19 protein-coding genes are annotated in these 20,651 nt (G+C 35.7%); 11 read left to right on the top strand and 8 right to left on the bottom strand.

Going from position 1 to position 20,651, the window contains the following annotated elements; all coding sequences use genetic code 11:
• Positions 1-15: 15 nt before the first annotated feature.
• Positions 16-1,638 carry a lactate permease LctP family transporter gene (locus PLX19_RS20590; protein ID WP_272190690.1) on the bottom strand — a complete coding sequence of 541 codons (1,623 nt, stop codon included), beginning with the start codon at positions 1,636-1,638 and terminating at the stop codon, positions 16-18.
• A gap of 560 nt (positions 1,639-2,198) precedes the next feature.
• Here PLX19_RS20590 and PLX19_RS20585 point away from each other — a divergent pair.
• Both PLX19_RS20585 and PLX19_RS20580 read left to right on the top strand, forming a co-directional pair.
• On the top strand, positions 2,199-2,486 hold the full coding sequence (locus PLX19_RS20585) for an ArsR/SmtB family transcription factor (RefSeq protein WP_272190689.1): 288 nt from the start codon (positions 2,199-2,201) through the stop codon (positions 2,484-2,486).
• Positions 2,487-2,618: 132 nt separating this feature from the next.
• Positions 2,619-2,798, top strand: coding sequence for an acid-soluble spore protein H (locus tag PLX19_RS20580; RefSeq protein WP_272190686.1), 180 nt, complete (start codon positions 2,619-2,621; stop codon positions 2,796-2,798).
• Positions 2,799-2,828: 30 nt separating this feature from the next.
• On the opposite strand, the gene PLX19_RS20575 is transcribed toward PLX19_RS20580, so the two are convergent.
• Positions 2,829-4,220: a peptide MFS transporter gene (locus PLX19_RS20575; RefSeq protein ID WP_272190685.1), complete on the bottom strand. Its 1,392-nt coding sequence runs from the start codon at positions 4,218-4,220 to the stop codon at positions 2,829-2,831.
• Between the two features lie 443 nt (positions 4,221-4,663).
• Positions 4,664-5,629 (bottom strand): ABC transporter substrate-binding protein, encoded by a 966-nt coding sequence (locus tag PLX19_RS20570; RefSeq protein WP_272190684.1) that lies wholly within the window; start codon positions 5,627-5,629, stop codon positions 4,664-4,666.
• A gap of 175 nt (positions 5,630-5,804) precedes the next feature.
• Between PLX19_RS20570 and PLX19_RS20565 the strand changes: the two genes are divergently transcribed.
• The 3 genes from PLX19_RS20565 (at position 5,805) to PLX19_RS20555 (ending at position 8,742) form a co-directional block, all read left to right on the top strand.
• On the top strand, positions 5,805-6,809 hold the full coding sequence (locus tag PLX19_RS20565) for a FecCD family ABC transporter permease (protein WP_272190683.1): 1,005 nt from the start codon (positions 5,805-5,807) through the stop codon (positions 6,807-6,809).
• Positions 6,806-7,864, top strand: a complete 1,059-nt coding sequence (locus tag PLX19_RS20560) for a FecCD family ABC transporter permease (protein WP_272190682.1) — start codon at positions 6,806-6,808, stop codon at positions 7,862-7,864. Before PLX19_RS20565 ends, PLX19_RS20560 begins: the two co-directional genes overlap by 4 nt.
• 65 nt (positions 7,865-7,929) lie before the next feature.
• Positions 7,930-8,742, top strand: coding sequence for an ABC transporter ATP-binding protein (locus PLX19_RS20555; protein WP_272190680.1), 813 nt, complete (start codon positions 7,930-7,932; stop codon positions 8,740-8,742).
• A 38-nt stretch (positions 8,743-8,780) separates the two neighbouring features.
• On the opposite strand, the gene PLX19_RS20550 is transcribed toward PLX19_RS20555, so the two are convergent.
• Positions 8,781-9,512, bottom strand: a complete 732-nt coding sequence (locus PLX19_RS20550) for a class I SAM-dependent DNA methyltransferase (RefSeq protein ID WP_272190678.1) — start codon at positions 9,510-9,512, stop codon at positions 8,781-8,783.
• Positions 9,513-9,718: 206 nt separating this feature from the next.
• Here PLX19_RS20550 and PLX19_RS20545 point away from each other — a divergent pair, with 206 nt between their 5' ends.
• The 3 genes from PLX19_RS20545 (at position 9,719) to PLX19_RS20535 (ending at position 12,128) form a co-directional block, all read left to right on the top strand.
• Positions 9,719-10,909, top strand: a complete 1,191-nt coding sequence (locus tag PLX19_RS20545) for a glycine C-acetyltransferase (RefSeq protein WP_272190677.1) — start codon at positions 9,719-9,721, stop codon at positions 10,907-10,909.
• A gap of 34 nt (positions 10,910-10,943) precedes the next feature.
• Positions 10,944-11,918, top strand: a complete 975-nt coding sequence (locus PLX19_RS20540; RefSeq protein WP_272190675.1) for an L-threonine 3-dehydrogenase — start codon at positions 10,944-10,946, stop codon at positions 11,916-11,918.
• 81 nt (positions 11,919-11,999) lie between these two features.
• Complete coding sequence (locus PLX19_RS20535; protein WP_272190674.1) at positions 12,000-12,128, top strand: hypothetical protein; 129 nt, start codon at positions 12,000-12,002, stop codon at positions 12,126-12,128.
• 61 nt (positions 12,129-12,189) lie between these two features.
• On the opposite strand, the gene PLX19_RS20530 is transcribed toward PLX19_RS20535, so the two are convergent.
• The 4 genes from PLX19_RS20530 to PLX19_RS20515 all read right to left on the bottom strand — a co-directional run bounded on the left by PLX19_RS20530 (position 12,190) and on the right by PLX19_RS20515 (position 16,978).
• Entirely contained in the window at positions 12,190-12,387 is a 198-nt protein-coding gene (locus PLX19_RS20530) for a hypothetical protein (RefSeq protein WP_272190673.1), read from the bottom strand.
• A 148-nt stretch (positions 12,388-12,535) separates the two neighbouring features.
• Positions 12,536-14,419 carry a vWA domain-containing protein gene (locus PLX19_RS20525; protein ID WP_272190672.1) on the bottom strand — a complete coding sequence of 628 codons (1,884 nt, stop codon included), beginning with the start codon at positions 14,417-14,419 and terminating at the stop codon, positions 12,536-12,538.
• Positions 14,420-14,422: 3 nt separating this feature from the next.
• A complete protein-coding gene (locus PLX19_RS20520) occupies positions 14,423-15,316 on the bottom strand; it encodes an ATP-binding protein (RefSeq protein WP_272190671.1) in 894 nt (297 codons plus the stop codon).
• 135 nt (positions 15,317-15,451) lie between these two features.
• Positions 15,452-16,978, bottom strand: coding sequence for a cardiolipin synthase (locus PLX19_RS20515; protein ID WP_272190670.1), 1,527 nt, complete (start codon positions 16,976-16,978; stop codon positions 15,452-15,454).
• 306 nt (positions 16,979-17,284) lie between these two features.
• Here PLX19_RS20515 and PLX19_RS20510 point away from each other — a divergent pair, with 306 nt between their 5' ends.
• The 3 genes from PLX19_RS20510 to xrtG are packed head-to-tail and all read left to right on the top strand — an operon-like array spanning position 17,285 to position 20,651.
• On the top strand, positions 17,285-17,644 hold the full coding sequence (locus PLX19_RS20510) for a 6-carboxytetrahydropterin synthase (RefSeq protein WP_272190669.1): 360 nt from the start codon (positions 17,285-17,287) through the stop codon (positions 17,642-17,644).
• Between the two features lie 14 nt (positions 17,645-17,658).
• Positions 17,659-20,070 (top strand): 6-pyruvoyl-tetrahydropterin synthase-related protein, encoded by a 2,412-nt coding sequence (locus tag PLX19_RS20505; protein ID WP_272190668.1) that lies wholly within the window; start codon positions 17,659-17,661, stop codon positions 20,068-20,070.
• The gene (gene xrtG, locus PLX19_RS20500) at positions 20,067-20,651 is read left to right on the top strand and encodes an exosortase family protein XrtG (RefSeq protein WP_272190667.1); all 585 of its coding nucleotides are present in this window, start codon (positions 20,067-20,069) and stop codon (positions 20,649-20,651) included. Before PLX19_RS20505 ends, xrtG begins: the two co-directional genes overlap by 4 nt.

Below are 20,651 nucleotides of genomic sequence, written 5' to 3'. Positions count from 1 at the left end.
ATCAGCCTTTTATATTTAGAAAATATTAAACACTGCGTTAAGTTGAAGTAAGCTAATAATTAATAAGAAGATTAAGCTATATTTCATTGTCATTTTAAATAGCTCTGATTCTTTACCAACGATTCCAACTGCTGCGCAAGCAACCGCAATTGATTGTGGTGATACCATTTTTGCGATTGTACCGCCTACTACGTTTAAAGCAACGAGAGTAGAAGGAACGATATCTAATTGAGCAGCCGTAACTGCTTGAAGAGGCGCAAATAGAGAGCCGCTTGATACTACAGAACCAGTTAAGAATACGCCGATCCAACCTAAGATTGGCGAAAGGATAGGGAATACATCTCCAGTAGATGATAAAGCTAATCCAAGAGTTGAAGACATACCAGAATAGTTTGTTACATATGCTAATGCAATTACACTACAGATTGTATAAATTGGTGTTTTTAACTCTTTTAATGTTTCAATGGTTAATTCTTTTACTAACTTACCGCTAACACGGAATACAAGTAATGATACGATAATTGCAAGTACAATTGCAGTAGTTGTTGATGAGAATACATCTAACTTAAAGATTGCTGGAAATGGTGTATTTGCTTTAACGATTGGCGCTGTTTTAATCACGTGATTGTGCAGGCCAGGTACTTGAAGATTCCATACTAAGTTACTTAATGCACCATTTGGAATGAATAAGGCTTTTACTGCTTTTAAGTTGAAAATTGTTACAAATGCAGTTAAGAATACGAATGGTGACCAAGCGTATAAAATTTGCTTGATTGTATAACTATGTTTTTCTTGTTTATTTACTTTTGCTTTTGTTGAAGATTTTGGCTGCCATACACGTAAGAATAATGCTAATGAGATCATGCTGACTACAGCTGCGAAAATATCAGTAAGTTCTGCACCAAGGAAATATGTTACAACGAACTGAGTAATAGCGAAAGAACCGCCGCTTACAACAATACCTTGCCAAGTTTCTTTAATTCCTTTGAAACCATCAACGATTGCAACAAGTAAGAATGGTAACACGAAACTAATAAATGGTAAAATTCCAACTGCATGACGCCCAACAGTTAATGCGTCAAGTTGTGTTAATTGAGCGGGTACTGTAACTGGAATACCCATTGCACCCATCGCACCGCCAGCAATGTTAGCAACTAAACAGATACCTGCTGCTTTTAATGGATCAAATCCCATACCTACAAGTAATGCTGCTGTAATAGCAACTGGTACACCAAAACCTGCTGCACCTTCTAAGAAAGCACCGAAAGAATAAGCAATTAATAATACTTGAAGACGGGGATCGCTTGTAATGCTAGAAATACTATCGCGAATCACGTTAAATTGTTCAGTTTTTACAGTTAGTTTGTAAAGGAAAATTGCTGCGATAACAATTGTACAAATTGGATAAAATCCAGCTGCTACACCAAATGCAGCGGAGGATACAGCCATAGTTGCTGGCATTTTATAGACGAAAATGGAAAGAATGATAGCTAAAATAACACTATAAAATCCAGATATGTATCCTTTCATTTTAAAGACTGTTAAGCATAATACGAAAAATAAAATTGGTATTGCGGCTACAATTGCTGATAGCCAAATGTTGTGTAATGGGTCATAAATTTGTGTCCAAGTACTCATAATGATGACATCTCCTATATATAATTTGTGATTTTTTTCACATTCATTTGTGAAATCATTCACAATTAACTTGCATTTTTAGTATAGTCCCCTTAATAACTATTGTCAACGTGTAAAAGTGCTATTATTCCATGGGATTGTTAACTGTAATAATTCTGCTACATTTATATGAAGAATTTGGAATAACTAAGTACTGCGCAGTAAAAAGTGTATACGGGTAGGATATGCTATATGTTTTTATATATTCTTTAAAGATTGTTGAATGAGGCAGGAGAATCATTAGGAGATATAAAATAGTAAAAGTGATATACAAAAAATATAACAAAAAGGTTGAGAAAATTATTTTCGAAAGCAAGGAACTGCCTTATAGATACTTTGCTTTTTCTTTAAGCCGTATAGTATAATATTCAGACATCAAAAGAGAGTTTTCTCTCTATATAAAGGAGGAATGTGGTTTTTATTAATAGGAAGTTATTGAATATAGAATGGAATAGTGAATAAGAAATATAAAAATAACACATGTATAAATATAAAATAAATAGAAAAAATGAGGGGAAAATATGTATCAAGATCAATTTGAATGTCGTATTTCAGAAGAAGATGTACAAATGTTACGTGCATTAGCTCATCCGCTTCGTCTTCGTCTTGTCATGGAACTAATGCAGCGCGGCGTTTGTAATGTAACACAATTACAGGAAGTATTAGAAATTCCACAATCTACGGTATCACAGCACTTAACAAAATTAAAGCAAAATAAAGTCGTCCGTTTTGAAAGACGTGGTTTAGAAGTATATTATGAAGTGCACAATGAGAAAGTAAATAAAATCTTAAAGACATTATTTTCTTAAAATTGAAAAATATTTAAAAGGCATGTACATGTACATGCCTTTTTTTTTACCAAATTATAGAGAAATAAAAAGAGAGGTGGGATAAAATTCATCTAGACACGGCACTATAAAAAAGAATAGGAGGGAACAATGATGGATATAAATCGAGTAAAACAAATTTTATCATCATCAAGTAGAATTGACGTTACATATCAAGGTGTGCCTGTTTGGATTGAAAGCTGTGATGAGACAAGTGGGCTTGCGAATGTACACGATATAAAAACACCACAAGAAACAGTACAAGTAGATATCACTGCATTAGAAGAGCATTAAAAAAAGCGGAGAAATTTCTCCGCTTTTTCTTTATTCCATCATATGTGCAATTTTCTTAGAGAACATAAGAAGTACTAAGCCTAATACAATAACGATAATACCGATGCTTGCGAATACTTCTAAATAACCTAAAGATTGTGTGTAAGCTGCTAATTTACCAGCTAGCCAGTTTGCACATCCAGTACCAGCCATCCATACGCCCATTAGTAAAGAAGCTAATTTTACAGGTGCGATTGCACTTACCATAGATAAACCGATTGGTGATAAGAAAAGCTCACCAATTGTATGGAATACATACGTGATAACGATGAACAGTAAGTTTGCTTTTACAGCAATATGAGCTTCATCACTACCTGTTTTTAGAACTGCTAATGTTAATACAAGGTAACCAATTCCTAACAGAATCATACCAAATGCCATTTTTGTTGGGATTTTTAAATCACCATTTTTTGTTTTAGAAAGTTTTACCCATAATGCCGAAACAATTGGTGCTAATAAAACGATAAACAATGGGTTAACAGATTGGAACCAAGAAGTTGGCATTTCCCATCCGAAAATAGTACGATCAACGAATTTATCTGTATAAAGCGTTAAAGAACTACCTGCTTGTTCGAATCCTGCCCAGAAGAAGACAACGAAGCAAGTTAAAATAATAATTGCCCAAGTGCGGTTTTTCTCTTGTTTTGTTAAAGGTTTTTTCTCGACAACTTTTGCAGTGCTATTTGCTGATTTTTTACCAACAACTGTTGTTCCGATATCACCAAGATAACGTTTAGCTAGTAAGTTAAAGATAAGTTGACCAACAATCATACCGATACAAGCGGTTAAGAAGCCGTATTTGAATCCTTTTACCATAACGCCGTTAACAGTTGATGCAAAGAAATCTTCTGCTAAGAAACCACAAAGTAACGGTGCGATTAAAGCGCCTAAGTTAATACCCATGTAGAAGATTGTAAAAGCAGAGTCACGGCGCTTATCATTTTCACCGTAAAGTGAACCTACAAGAGTTGAAATGTTTGGTTTGAAAAATCCATTACCGATAATTAATAATCCTAATCCTAAATAAAGGCCAGTTGTTGTATTCATTGAGAAAAGAACAAAGTTACCAATTGCCATAGTGATACCACCAACAGTAATCGCATGGCGTTTTGTAATAAAGTGGTCAGTTAACCAACCACCAATAATTGGCGTGAAATATACGAGCATTGTAAATGTACCATAAAGTTGTACAGCGGATGCCTTGTCAAACCCTAATCCACCGCCAACAACTGCAGTCGTTAAATAAAGAACTAAAAGACTACGCATTCCGTAGTAGCTAAATCTTTCCCACATTTCTGTAAAGAACAACAAATATAATCCCGGAGGATGTTTCTTTTTTTGTTGTTGTTCTTCAGCTTTGTTTAACTTTACAGCTGCATCCATTTTCATTCCTCCTAATCTTGTTCAACGGATATTTATGTAATCATTTTAATTTACAAAATATTTAGAAGTCAATAGTATTATATGGAAATAGAATAAAAAATTTTGTAAATTCTATAAAAACATCTTCCGTCATCGTATTTTTCCCCTGAAAAACTCAAAATAAGCGTTTTCAAACCTAATATTTTCCGTTTAAATAGCATATAAAATAATTAATAATCAGAAAATTTTAACTAGGTAAACTTTTCTGATATACCAAATTATTATCAGGGATACTTTTTGAATATAACATATTTTGAATAAGAATACAAAATAAAAAACAACTTCTATAAAGAGAAGTTGTTTTTTTGAGATATTTTATCCCGCACTTTTGAACAGTAAGAGCTTGATTGAGCAGGCTTTCCATCGGTAGGGAATGAAGAAATTCTACTGATGGAAGTTTCACTTTATTTTACAAATCGTTTTTCAATGTCATCTAGCATCAAGTTCGCAGCCATTACACCGCCAGCTGTATTCCAAATGACATCGTCCACTTTGTATACTTTACCGTTTTTGGAAGCATTTAAGTTTTTGAATAAAGGATCGTTGATATATTCTTTTTCTAATTCAGAACCTTTCTTTTCATTCCCTTTATCATATGTGAAGTAGAAGATAATATCGCCATCCATTGCAGAAATCCGCTCTTTAGATACGTTACGTTCCGCAAAGTCATCTTTGTTTTGATCACCAGGACGTTTGAAACCAAGTTCTTTTAAAATAACACCAGAGAATGTATCTCCGTGATAAATACGAACATCACCAGGCATAAAGCGCACCATAGAAATTTCTTGATTTACTTTATCTCCAAGTTTACCTTTTAAGTCTTTTATACGTTTGTCGTAATCAGCTAGTACCTGTTGACCTTCTTTTTCTTTATTCACTGCTTTTGCATAAAGTTTAAAATTATCTTTCCATTCACCGCGTAGTGTTTCTGAGAAAACAGTAGGAGCAATGCCTTTTAATTGCTCGTATATTTTTTCGTGACGCAGTTTATTACCAATGATTAAGTCGGGTTTTAAAGCAGCAATTGCTTCTACATTGGGTTGAAGCTCAGTGCCGACAGTTTTTACATTTTTTAGTTTATCCTTTGTATGTGGATACCATGGGTTACCGGTAGGTGCTTCAGCGGCACCGACTGGTGTTACCCCAAGGGCAAGTAAAGCTTCTGTTCCTTCATTTGTTAAAACAACGACACGCTTTGGATTAGCAGGAACTTCTGTTTTACCCATTGCGTGTTCCACAGTAATCATTTCTTTCTTTTCTTCTTTTTTAGGCTCAGCTTTGTTATCTGATTTCCCACATGCCCCTAAAAGAAGGGTAAATGATAACACGAATACAAATAATGCAAATGATTTTTGTTTGATGAAATTCATTATGTATCCTCCTAGATATTGAGAATCTTTTTCAATTAACAAAATTGATATTAAGGGGTTATAAATAGATTGTCAATAGTTCCAATTGAAAATAATTATTACTATCATTGATGTTGCGAATTAAGTTACAATACATTAACAACGTAATCATTATGTATTAAAGGAGAAACGTTACATGTTATTAAAAACAAATCAGGCAAAATGGGTTGGATTATTTGTTGGAATCATTGCAGTTATTACTTGTATTTGGGGGAGTATTATTTTTGGATATACAAATACAAGTGGGAAATTAGCATGGGATGCTTTTTTCCATTTCAATGGTTCGAATGAACATATTATTATTCAAAATGTACGTTTACCTCGTGCGCTTATTGCCGCTAGTGTCGGTGCTAGTTTATCCATCGCTGGTTGCCTTATGCAAACTTTAACAAAAAATCCACTCGCTGCTCCGGATTTTATCGGATTAAACTCAGGTGCTGCCTTTTTCATAGTTGTAGCGATTGTTGTTTTTTCGATTTCATCTTTGTCAGCGTTTACGTGGATTGCCTTTTTAGGTGCAGCAGTTGCTGCTGCGCTTGTATTTGCTTCTAGTTCTTTAGGAAAAGAAGGGACAACTCCTCTTAAGTTAACATTGGCAGGGGTAGCGATAAGTGCCTTATTTTCTTCTTTAACACAGGGACTGCTTGTATTAAATGAAAAAGCGTTAGAAGAAGTGTTGTTCTGGCTTGCTGGTTCTGTACAAGGGAGAAAGTTAGAAGTATTACAATCCGTATTTCCATATTTATTAGTTGGTTGGATTGCCTCTCTCTTGATAGCAGGGAAAGTGAACACGCTAATGATGGGAGAAGATGTAGCAAAAGGGCTAGGACAACGAACAGTGATGATGAAGGCATTGGTACTGCTTATTGTTGTTTTATTGTCAGGTGGATCTGTTGCTGTTGCAGGACCAATTGGATTTGTTGGAATTATTACCCCTCATTTCGCAAAAGCTCTTGTCGGTGTAGATCATCGTTGGAGAGTTCCGTATAGTGGATTGTTAGGTGCCATTTTGTTATTATTTGCAGATATTGCTGCGAGATATGTGATTATGCCACAAGAAGTACCAGTAGGGGTTATGACAGCATTTATTGGTGCACCATTCTTTATTTATATCGCACGTAAGAGAGGACTTAGCAAATGAAGAAGTACATTCCGTTTCGTATAGGAAAAGATGGACTCTCGTTTTTAATGTATAAACGAGCTTGTCTCGTCTTGTTAGGTTTATTAGTTGTTTTAATCGGATTATTTTTTGCAAGTGCGGGTATGGGAGAGATGAAAGTAGCTCCATATGATGTATGGCAAGCAATTATCGGAAACGGTGATGCAATGTCTAGTATGGTTGTAAATAAGTTTCGTATGCCACGTATTCTCATTGCAATTCTTGTAGGAATAGCTCTTGCTGTAGCCGGATGTATTTTACAAGGGCTCGTTCGAAATCCGCTTGCATCTCCTGATATTATTGGCATTACAGGTGGGGCAAGTGTAGCGGTTGTATTATTCCTAGCTATATTTAGTGATAAAAACAATGCATTAACAGTAAGTATCCATTATATGCCATTGGCGGCCTTTATTGGGGCAACCATCGTTGCAGTTTTTGTATATTTATTTGCGTGGAGAAATGATGGATTATCGCCGATTAGTCTTGTTTTAATTGGTGTTGGATTTTGGGCACTAACGAAGGCAGCGACAACATTATTCATGTTGCTAGCACCAATCTACCAAGCGAGCCAAGCCAATGTGTGGATTACCGGTACTGTTTACGGAGCTTCCTGGCAAAACGTAGGGGTGTTAGCACCTTGGGTTCTTATTTTAACAGTGGTTGCATTTATAGCTGCGAGACATTTAAATGCACAAGAACTTGGTGATGATATTGCTGCCGGACTTGGTATTCGTTTAACGAAATCACGTCTTTTCCTATTGCTCCTTAGTACAGCGTTAATTGGAGGAGCGGTTGCCTTTGCAGGTGGAATCGGATTTGTTGGTTTAATGGCACCACATATTTCAAGAAGGTTAGTAGGTTCTTTATATGGTGCGTTAATTCCAGTAGCAGCTGTTGTAGGTGCGATTTTAGTACTTGCTGCAGATTTAATTGGGCGCACAGTCTTTGCTCCGCTTGAAGTGCCAGCAGGTGTATTTACATCAGCAATCGGTGCTCCATATTTTATTTATTTACTTTATAAAAGTCGAAATTCATAAAGGTAAAGAAAAATATACATAGATGATTTACTATCTATAAAAAAACGGAGTAAAGGAAGATAAACATGCAAAAAGCATTAGAAACAAAATCATTAACGTTGTCTTATGGTGAAACAATTATTATTGATGAATTAGATTTAGAAATTCCAAAAGGAAAAATTTCAATTTTTATAGGTTCAAATGGCTGTGGAAAATCTACTTTATTACGTTCGCTTGCCCGGTTATTAAAACCTGCATCTGGGGATATTTTATTAGGAGATCAAATTATCCAAAATATGCAAACGAAGCAAATTGCTCGTCAGCTTGCAATTTTACCACAAGGTCCACAAGCGCCAGAAGGAGTAACTGTTCTTCAGCTTGTTAAACAAGGACGTTATCCATATCAAACATGGTTAAAACAATGGTCAAAGCAAGATGAAGAAATGGTATGGAAAGCATTAGCTGCAACTGGAATGACCGAATTTGCAGAACGAGATGTTCATGCATTGTCTGGTGGACAACGTCAGCGTGCATGGATTGCAATGACACTTGCACAGGATACAAATATCATTTTATTAGACGAGCCAACAACATATTTAGATATGACACATCAAATTGAGGTACTGGATTTATTATTTGAGTTAAATGAGAATGAGCAACGGACAATTGTAATGGTGCTGCATGATTTAAATTTAGCTTGTCGTTATGCACATCATATTGTAGCAATTCGTGATAAACAAATTTATGCACAAGGAAAACCAGAAGATATTATTAATGATAAGCTTGTACGTGATGTTTTTCGCATGGATTGTGAAATTATAACAGATCCGTTATTCGGTACACCGCTTTGTATCCCGCAAGGAAAGGGAAGACGTATACTTCCGCAAGCGATTAATTAAAAGGCAAAGTAAAAAGGCGATAGTGATTCATCGCCTTTTTACTTTGTACATGAAAATAATAGAAACAAAGGAATGCGCAGTCTACGGTTATATTCTTCTTCATTTTGAAAATGCTGCAGCTCTGGTGTTGCTTCGCGTAAACTAGTAATCGTAAAACCAGCTTTTTGTAAAGATAGGAAGTATTGTTCAATTGTTCGGTGGTATTTAACAACTTGTTCATGAATCCATGGCTCGACGCGTTTACCAGTTTTAAAATAATCATCAACCAGCCAGCTTGTTCGTTTTCCAGTGGCTTGTAAGCTTTCAAATGCAGAGGTAATAACTGGATGTTGGACACTAAAGGCAAAAGTCCCGCCAGGTTTTAGCGTTTGAAAAATTTGTTTGAAGCAATCATCAATATGTTCAATATAATGAAGGACAAGTCTAGATGTAACGGTATCAAAAGTAGAAGATGGGTATGTATAGTCTTTGAGGTTTAAAAGGTGAACAATTCCATTTGTATGTTGTAATTGTTTCTGAGCTTCTTCATGCATACGATGAGAGCCTTCAATGCCGGTATAAGAGTGACAACCTTTCTGTAGTAGCTCTACTCCAAATTGTGCATCACCGCAGCCAAGGTCAAGAATGCTTTTACCTTTTATATGGCCGAGTAACTGTAAGAGAGCAGGCTTTTCAATCGTATCGTTTGGGTTATCAATTCGATGCCTGCGTTTCATATATTGTTCAAAAAATAAGTCTTCATTGTAAACGTCAGATTCTGTATAAGACATTGTATCCTCTCCCTGAAAGCGTTTTTTTAATTCTACCAAAATCTAAATAATAATAATAGATTTCCGTCATTAGATAAGATATAATCAGTAGATGTAAGCGTTTACTTTAAACTATTTTCCTATAACAATTTTAAAAAACGTGTTAAGCTGGTAAAGGAAGTATTATGGTAATACTTTCTTTATATGAACGATAGGGAGGTTTCACGATGTCTAGCAAAACACTTGACAATTTTTTAGTAGAAAACCTAGAGGATTTAAAATCAAAGGGGCTTTATAACGTTATTGATCCGCTTGAAAGTTCGAATGGACCAATCATCACAATTGGCGGAAAAGAATATATTAATTTATCTTCAAACAATTATCTTGGATTAGCAACAGACCAGCGCTTAAAAGAAGCAGCAATCAGCGCGATTCATAAATATGGTGTTGGTGCAGGAGCTGTTCGTACAATTAACGGTACACTTGATTTGCATATTAAATTAGAAGAAACAATTGCAAAGTTTAAACATACTGAAGCAGCAATTGCATATCAATCTGGATTTAATTGTAATATGGCAGCGATTTCAGCTGTTATGGATAAAAATGATGCAATTCTTTCAGATGAATTAAACCATGCATCTATTATTGATGGTAGCCGTTTATCAAGAGCAAAAATTATCGTTTATAAACATTCTGATATGGAAGACTTGCGTAAAAAAGCAATCGAAGCGAAAGAATCAGGTCTTTACAATAAATTAATGGTTATTACAGATGGCGTATTCTCAATGGATGGCGACATAGCAAAACTACCAGAAATCGTTGAAATTGCAGAAGAGCTAGATTTAATGACGTATGTTGATGATGCACACGGTTCTGGTGTACTTGGAAAAGGTGCTGGTACAGTGAAACATTTTGGACTATCTGATAAAGTAGATTTCCAAATCGGTACATTATCGAAAGCGATTGGGGTAATCGGTGGATATGTTGCTGGTAAGAAAAACTTAATCGATTGGTTAAAAGTGCGCTCACGTCCATTCTTATTCTCAACAGCATTAACGCCAGCTGATGCAGCTGCTTGTATGAGATCAATTGAAATTTTAATGGAAAGCACTGAGCTGCATGACCGTTTATGGGAAAATGGTTGCTATTTGAAACAAGGCTTAAAAGAGCTTGGTTTTAACATTGGAGAAAGTGAAACACCAATTACACCTTGTATTATTGGTGATGAAGTATTAACACAACAATTTAGTAAACGTCTAAACGAAGAGGGCGTATACGCAAAATCAATTGTGTTCCCAACTGTAGCAAAAGGAACAGGACGTGTTCGTAATATGCCAACAGCAGCACATACAAAAGAAATGCTTGATGAAGCAATTCGCACATACGAAAAAGTTGGAAAAGAAATGGGTATTATTTAACACATTTACATCTAGGAAAGCTTACTAATGAGGAGTGGGGAAAATGAAAAAAATTCTAGTAACCGGTTCTTTAGGTCAAATTGGTTCTGAACTTGTAACGAAACTTCGTGATGTATACGGTGCATCAAATGTTGTTGCAACAGATATTCGTGAAACAGATAGCGAAGTTGTAAAGTCTGGCCCATTTGAAATTTTAGATGTAACTGATGGTCAAAAATTACATGATATTGCAAAGCGTAATGAAGTGGATACAATCATTCATTTAGCAGCATTACTTTCTGCAACGGCAGAAAAAAATCCGCTATTTGCTTGGAACTTAAATATGGGCGGTCTTGTAAATGCGTTAGAAGCGGCACGTGAGTTAAATTGTAAGTTTTTCACGCCAAGCTCAATTGGTGCATTCGGTCCGACAACGCCAAAAGATAATACGCCGCAAGACACCATTCAGCGTCCAACTACGATGTACGGGGTCAACAAAGTAGCTGGAGAACTTTTATGTGATTATTACTATCAAAAGTTTGGTGTAGATACGCGCGGTGTGCGCTTCCCAGGTTTAATTTCATACGTTGCGCCTCCTGGTGGGGGAACAACTGACTATGCAGTTGAAATTTACTACGAAGCAATTAAAAAGGGTGCGTACACTTCTTACATTGCAGAAGGAACATACATGGATATGATGTACATGCCAGATGCATTGCAAGCGATCATTTCGTTAATGGAAGCAGATCCAAGTAGGTTAAAACATCGCAATGCATTTAACATTACAGCAATGAGCTTCGAGCCAGAACAAATTGCAGCATCTATTCGTAAATACATTCCAACATTCACGATGGATTACGCGGTTGATCCAGCTCGTCAAAAAATCGCAGATAGCTGGCCAAACTCAATTGATGCAACAGCAGCAAAAGAAGAGTGGGGCTTCAAAGCAGACTATGATTTAGACAAAATGACAGCTGATATGCTTGAGAAATTAAAAAAAAAATTAGAAACTGAGCTAGTAATTAGCTAATGAGAAGAACCGATTCAATGTGTTGAATCGGTTCTTTTCTCATTAGCTAGCCTATATAAATCCATTTTAATTTTTCGACATATGGATTGCGGCGATGTAGAAAAAAAGGAAGCTGCAATCGTTTGCGCCCTTTGTTTTAAAACATCGCACGTGGCAGGAAAAGGCCCTGACCGCTTCTATGCACAGCCAGATGCACTCGTCCTCCCATAAAAAGAAAGAGGTTTTTATGTCGTTTTTTTAATTTGGATATATCTACATTAGTTTTCCGATATTATTGCTTTGTTTCTTCAAACTGTTTTTCATATTCGTTGCTAAATGCTTTATGTGTTTTTTGATCTTTATCCCAAGGATTCGATTTTCCTAACTTTTTGTTAGAGGCAGAACCGTAAGGCCCTTCAGGAAACTCCTCAGGAATGACATATTGATGTCTAGCTTCAGCAGTTGTAACATCCGAATATTGTTCATCCATTTTGGGGCACAAATGAATCATCCTTTCACATGTATTTGATTCTTAATATGCCCCAAAAATTTTCATTTTTTATCGGCGATTCGACACAATTTAAAGACCGCTCGGCAATAAAAGACAAAAAAACCGGAGCTGCACCCAGCTCCGGTTTTTATTCAATCGTTTTCAGTAGTAACTTCTTCAATAGCGGTTTAATCTTTAATCGTAAATCTTCAGCATGATTCGCTACTAAGAAGTGGTGGTTGTAAATATTTTTCATCAGTTGATACGTAGCTTCTTTTGCTTCGCCTTCTTCGATAAAGATCCCGATGACTTCTATGCCGCTTTTGCGAGCAAGTTTTACAGCTTCGTGTGTATCTAAAATACCGTCTTGTTGATAGTCTAATGCAGACGGTTCGCCATCTGTAAAGACGAGTAGGAATTTATGTTTTTCCGAACGCTTTGCAAGTTTTTCTGACACGATACGAATAATGTATCCATCACGGTTATCTTCTTCTTCACGAAGTTGCATGACTTCTGGACCAATGCTTGGAAGCGTTGAATTTTGATAGGTTACGACTTCATGAATGACGTTTGGCTTATTTTCTGGCGTGGCGCTAGAAGCATCTTCCCAAAATCCGCTAATGGCGTGTGGAATTTTTAACGATTTTAAAGCTTCATGGAACAGAACAACGCTTTTTTTCGTTTCTTCCATTTTGTTATACATCGAACCAGAGCAGTCAACTAGCAGGTGAAAGACAACGTCAAGCTCTTGTGATTCTTGTCCTTTTTTATAAAACATACGCGGTTGTTTTTCTGTATAAATACGTAGGAACTTTTTACGGAGTCTTCCGTAGTATTTATCAGCATTTGCGTTTGTTTTATTTTCAATTGTTTTTTCGATGATTTTCTTTAGTTCTTTCACATCTTTATTTACGACAGATTTTATAGCTTGATAGTCTTTCTTTTCATCATGGTTTGGTTTACGAGCTTCTTTAAAAGTGTGCGATGCGCCGGCGTTATATTTTCCGTATGCACCTTCCCCTTGGCTAGAAGCATGAGATGCTCTCGTATCTTCAGCGTCTGCACCGTCGAAGTTCGACTGCGTACTTTTTTGGGAAGTACCTTGCACAGAAGCAAGTGCTTGATCACTATCCTCAGATTCACGGGCAGTATCACCCATCATATTTGTTTTTGTACCGCTTTCTAATTCAAAGCGTAAGAAGTTTTCGTTTTCATTGTTTTTATTTTCACGATGCCAAGTTGAAAAGCTTTCATTTATTTTACTCTTATTATCGTCATCATCAACAATTTGAACATCATCGTTTGCTAATTCATCTACTCGTTCTTCAATTTTGTCAAAAATGACAGAAGTATTGAGCGGCGCAAGACCAAAGTAGTTATTAATCATATCATGTTCTAAAAGTTCTTCTAAACGATAGCGAATTTTTTCGACAACATACATCGTATCTTCTGTTGTACGCGTTTGAAATGTTTCATGTAAGATTGCTTCAATCTGTTCAAAGTAGTCGTTGTTAAACATTTCGTATTTTTCGCTCGTTACTGTTAAGTAACATAAACAAATAAGCATATCAGCATGATAATTCCGGATCCGGTTAATTTCATATTGTGAGCTGAAATAATTTCGATACATTTCTTTTCGGCGTGCAAAAATTGGTTTTGTACCAGGACGCTCTCGCTTCACAATTTCTTCAACTCGTAAATCTTCTAATAGAACGAATAGCTGTGTTAAAAAATTTTTAAGCGGTGATTGCTGTAGTTCTTTTGCATAATTACGAATTAGTTGCATATCGGAATGATGTTTGTAGCCAAGCGCTTTTAAATATACTTCACTTTTTAAGCCGATTATTTTATCCGTTTCGCTTCGATCATCCCAAAAATGACTGATGACAATTTTATTTTCGATTTCGTCATAATATGCTTTATATCCATATTCTAAATACGCATTTTCCTCTTTTAGAAGAGCGTACATTAAGTTTTCCATTTGTAGAAACAGAGACGCATCGATTTTTTTATCGCTAAAAATTTGTCTCATGAATTATCCCTCAAAGAAATAGCTTTCTGCTAATTCACGTACCGTCATTTGTTCCGTCTCATCACTTAATTTTGCAATAATACTGCGTTCAATTGCACGCATCACTGGAATATATACACTTAAATCACATGCATCGATAATACCGCGAATACTTGCCGCTTCTTCACTCACACGACCATCACGAGCAAGGGGCATCAAGTCACTAGCGAATGCTACAAACTTTTCGATTGTTTCTGCATTCTTTAATTTTGATTCAGCTAATAACAATTCTTTTAATGTTTCACCTTGAATATAAGGAACTTCAATAATAACGAAACGGTTTTTTAACGCCTCATTTAGTTCACTCGTTCCAACATACCCTTCGTTAATGGCAGCAATTACACGATATTCATCACTGCCATACACAACTTCTTGTGTGAATGGGTTTGTAATCATTTTTCGGTAGTCGAGTGCACCGTGAAGAAGTGGAAGCGTTTCTGGCTTGGCCATGTTAATTTCATCGATATAAAGGAAGTGACCATTTTTCATCGCTTTCATCAATGGACCATTCACGAAAGTAACTTCAGAGGCACCGTCCTTTGTTGTTAATGTGTTGTATCCTAAAATACCTTCTACATCTAAATCAACAGAGCAGTTGATGCTATGCATGGGCTTTTGGAATAGATATGATAGCGTTTCAGCAAGAACGGTTTTACCGCTTCCCGTAGGGCCTTTTAATAGAACGTTTTTGCCAAGAAGTAAGGCAGTAATTGCATCTTCAATAATGCTGCTATCTGCTGCTTTGTACATTTTTGTTCCAATTAAAGTAGCAGCATTGCCTGCTGCCTGTTTATTTGTTTCATGAATATTTACAAGTTGCTCTTTTAATCCCTCATGTATATGAAATTGTTCTAACATGTATTTCCCACCTAACATTATTTTCATAAAGTAAACAATCCTTCTTATGATAACGTGTTTTCATAAGTGAAGCAAAGAAAAAACATCTTCCAACTTGGAAGATGTTACCTTATAAACACCGATGGGAGTTTCACTTTATAAAAGCGGTGAAATAAGTCGCATTAGTGATTCAAGCATTCTTTTTCGAAGGCTTCTTCTTTGAAATACTTCCCAACGAATTTCTGTAGAATCCTTAAAGTCTTGTTCAAAATCACGTTTAATATCAAGGACAGTCTGTGAATTATACAACATAGCGATTAATTCATAATTCAGTTCAAAACTACGAATGTCCATATTTGCTGTACCAATTGTTGCAACTTCATCATCAATTAAGACAATTTTAGCATGCATAAAGCCATCTTTATAACGATAAATAGAAACACCTGCTTCTAATAACGGAGCAAAATAAGATTGAGAAGCTTGGTCGCTTATCACGCTATCGCTTATGCCAGGATACAGGATGCGGACATCGATTCCAGCGATTGCACTTAAACGTAGTAATGTTAATGTTTCTTGATCAGGAATAAAGTATGGCGTTGCAATCCAAATAGAACGTTTCGCTGATGTCATTGCTGCTAACAGGGCATTTCGAATCGTCTTGTCATTTGCACTTGGGCCACTTGCGACAATTTGGACAGCACCTTCTGTCTGAGCTGTCGACCCTGGGAAATACTCTTTCTTCATAAACGGTTCCCAAGAATAGCTGTTTAATCCACTAAGTGCGTATAACCAATCTTCTAAAAAGAGCGCTTGTAGTTTGTATAATGCTTTCCCCTCAAGTTTTAAATGACTATCTCGCCAAATTGGAAATTTCTTAGAGCGCCCAAGATATTCATCCCCAACATTCAATCCACCTGTAAAACCAATTTTACCATCAATAATAATGCTTTTCCTGTGATTCCGGTAATTGACAGTTTCAATTAACCACGGAGAAAGGACAGGATCGAATTCTACTACCTCGATTCCTGCATCCTTCATCGGTTGCAAAAAGGTGCTTCGTAATGGATAGCTTCCGAGGTCATCAAATAAAAAGCGGACAATTACACCCTCTTTTGCTTTTTCGATTAAAGCATCTCGAATCCTTGTTCCAATTTCATCAGCTCGATAAATGTAATATTGAATATGAATATGGTGCTTTGCTTCGTGAATGGAAGACAAAATTTCTGTAAATGTTTCTTCTCCATTTGTTAATAATTTCGTCGTCGTTTCATCAGCAATAGGGCCCCCGCCAAATTTTTGAATGATTGTAGTTAAATGGGCAGAGTGTTCATTTAGAGACGATGGTATTTCTTGTTTCAATCGTTTTCCTTCTAAAATTTCACGGAACAACTTTCTTTGTTCTTCGGAACGATGTAAATGTTTTATTCGGCGCCATTTACTTCGGCCAAATAATAAATACAAAAATACGCCAAAAATCGGGAGAATTGCTAATACTAAAAACCAAGCTAATGTACTTTGCGGAGATCGATTTTCAATAAAGATGACGAAAGCAATACCGACAGCTGTAATAAAGAATACGACTCCAGCGAAAGTATATAACGATATAGATGATCTGTTTAATAGCATGAGTAAAATAGTTGAAATGGAAATAACAAATAGTAATTGCAGAACACGATTTTTCATTGGTAGGAATGTCACCTTTTTCTGATTAGTTATAGCTATAGCTTTATTATAAAATGTTTTATTTCCATTAAACAAATAGGAAGTTTTGGTTTGTTCTGCATGGGAGCAGACTTTTTTACTGTTTTAGAAAAGAGATAATTTTACATAGGTCGAAAGGGAAATACTATTGTTGTAACTGCTCTGATGTAATGGATATGTAAAAAATGGAAGTTTGATATTTAGTTTTTGCTACTTTGTGTTTCATTATATACTATGTACTCGTTCTGTATGAAGGGACGCTACAAAATGGTTGAAGGAGAAATTATGATGATTACAAAATATCGTCTACATTTTTATTTGAACGCAAGGCATTATGTGTCTATTAATGGGAATAGATCAGATGTACATCCGCATACATGGGAAATTACATTACTTATTTTACATAAAAAAGAAGAAGAGTTACATTTTACTCATATTGAAAACGTCATTGGAGAATACTTAAATGAATACCAAGGAACGTGCTTAAATGATTCTCCAAGGTTTGCAGGAAGAAACTGTACGATGGAACAAATTGGACGAATTTTTTTTGAAGATTTGACAGGGCGTTTACAGAAGCATGATGTTCCGCTTGAGGAATTAACAATTAATGAGAATCCAATGCGGCAATATGTGATTCAGAGAGGATAGTGAGGAAAAGCAGTATGAAGTTTGAACAACGAAAACGAGTTGGGCTGTTTCTTTTTCTTTTTCAACTTTCTTTATTAGTAGTATGTGCTTTACTTATGTCATGGTATGTGAATCGCTTCGGGCGTTATCCGTGGGGGTCGGACACTTATGGGCATTTTTATAAAGCAAATTTACTATATGATGAATTTCAAAAAGGACATTGGTATGTGAATTATAGTGCACAGTGGTATAACGGATTTCAACCATTTCGATTTTGGGCACCTTTATCTTATTATATTTTAGCTGTATTACGAATGTTCACAACGGATATGGTTTCAGCGTATCAATTATTTTATATTTTTCTTTTTATAATAGGTGGACTTGGCTGGTTATTGTGGGGAGTGTATACAAAACGACAATGGCTAGCATTTTTTATTGGGATACTATGGTTCTTCGTTCCAGAAAATCTTCGCATTTTATTTGCAGAAGGAAATGTTCCTTTTTGCACAATAACATCAATATTACCATTTCTATTTTTACTATTTTACCGTGCAGTACGTGAGAAAAGACTTCAATTGTACCTCATTCTTTCTATTTTAATGGCAATCATAACGCTGATTCATCCGATGTTAACAGCGATGGTCGGCCTTTCTTTCTTCTTATTTTGCCTTATCGACTCAATTATAAATAAAGAGATGATTCATAAATTTATTGTACTCACGTATGCGGCATTAGGGATTGGTTTATCTGGATTTTGGCTATTTCCAGCATTAAATGGCGGCATTATTGGAATGGACCGAGAGGCTAATTTAGAAGTAATGGCACTACACTCATATCCATTAAGTGTATCGCTACATCCATTTTTACGTTTTCATGATATCGAAATCTATTATTTTGGCTGTTCATTTGCTGTTCTCGCTTTATTTGGCTTACTTTTTAGTTCCAAAAAACAGATAACAGGATTTTCTGTTGCCTTATTCATTATGATAGGTACAACAAAACTAGCGTTACCATTGCTGCAAAATATGCCTTTTGTTCAAGTGCTATGGATGCGCCGCTTTACTGCTATGGCGATGGTGATGATTTTGTTCTCTTTTTTATTATGGAAAAATCTTCGGAAGTCTTTCATGTGGTTGTTTATTTTGTTATTAGCTGTTGATTCAGGAGTTTCTTTTTATACAGTTGGATTTAACCAAGAATTTCCGAAAGGACAAGCTGAAGATTTAGATGTGGCCATTTTTACAGCATCGCAGCGTATCGCGATGTTAGATAACTCTGAGTATGGTTCTTTTCCAAGTTATTATTTATCGTATCATGGAAAACAGAATAAGGTAAAAGACCAGGTGTATGGCTGGGCGTGGCAAGGCGCAACGACGGCACAAAATTTAGTACAAATTAATACAGCATTAGAACATGAATATTATGATATTCTATTTGATCGTACGCTAGAAACAGGAGCGGATACATTCGTATTAAAGAAGAACTTTGTGAAACACCCTAAGGAAATGAAGGAATCGGCTAAGCGAGTGGGATATGAGTTACTAAAGGAGACACCAAGTAATTATATTTATAAATATCCTATTGAAGGGAATTTTGGAACAAAAGTGCAATATGAGGGGATCGCAATTGGAAAATATGCGCCCAATATCACTTATATGTTCCCGCAATTATTAATAGGGGACAGAATGAAAATTGATGACTACACGTTTAGCGAGTTGAAAAATTATAAAGTTGTTTACATTTCAGGCGTAGATTACAAAGACAAAAAAGCAGCAGAACAGTTAGTGGGAAAATTAGCTAATCATCACGTTAGAGTGGTAATTGACACAGCTGGAATGACAGAATCATTTCTGAATGTAAATGTTCAATCCATTGCGTTGCAAGATCAGTATGGGGAATTATTTTATAAAGGTAAAAAAATAGAAACAAAACCATTTCCTAAAAAATCAAGTGATTGGAGAACAAATGTTATTAGTGACATAACTAATTCTGAATCACAGTTATATGTGAATAAACAGATTTTTAATTACCTAGCTAAAAGAAAAAATGAAAACGTAATGTTTATGGCATTAAATATTCCTTATTATACGTTTTTAACGAGAAATGGGGATACACTACAAGTTCTTGAGGATATGTTGCAATTAAAAGCTTACACATTACCAAAGAGAGAGGTTGTATCGGTACGTTTAAAACGAAATCATAATGAAGTCATTGTTGATAGTGAACAAGTAAATATACTTGTTCCTGTTGCAGCAATTGATGCTTTCCAAACAGTAGAAGGTACATATGAAAAAATGAATCAATTTATGAACATAAAGACGAAACATGTGAAAGTACATGTCGGGTACCCGTATGTGATGCAAGGTGCTGTTTTATCTGTGAGTGCTTTCTGTATCATTTGTAGTTTATCCTATGCAATGTATAGAAGAAGGGCGGGGGAAGCATGAGCTTTATGATTATTGGGATACTACTGATTGTACTTTGCATTTTCGGTTATAGGATGATGCAACGGATTGGATTACGATTCTTTGCTTTTATAGTAGGAAGCGTAGGTTTTTTTACAGTTTGTATGCTATACTTTCTGCCTTACGTTGAGAAATACGCAAACATTGTGAATTCCTATGTGTTAGAGTGGATTTCGGCCGTATTTCCGGTATTTGATGTGCATCGTGAACTGGTATTCGTAACAATTGAAACGGGAAAAGGGATTGTAACGATGGTATTAAATTATGAATGCTCTGGCGGCATTGAGTTACTCGTTTTTCTATCTCTCGTACTGTTTTTCCCGTTTGGAAATCGAAAAACAAAGGTATTCTCAACGATTTTTGGTATATTCTTTTTAATTGTCGCAAATATTTTGCGGCTATTATTCATTATTGTTGCCACAAAGATATTTGGAGCAGACGCCTACAAGCTTATTCATATGGTATTTGCTCGCATTCTTTTCTTCGGTTTAACGGTATATCTTTATTATATATTATTTACACTTGTTCAAATTCGCTATCAGAAAGTAGGTGAATTAAAGTGA

This window comes from Bacillus sp. BP-3 (genome assembly GCF_028401955.1).
Lineage (GTDB): Bacteria > Bacillota > Bacilli > Bacillales > Bacillaceae_G > Bacillus_A.
The sequence above is the reverse complement of the archived record's forward strand: the minus strand, read 5'-3'. Positions and strand labels throughout refer to the sequence as shown.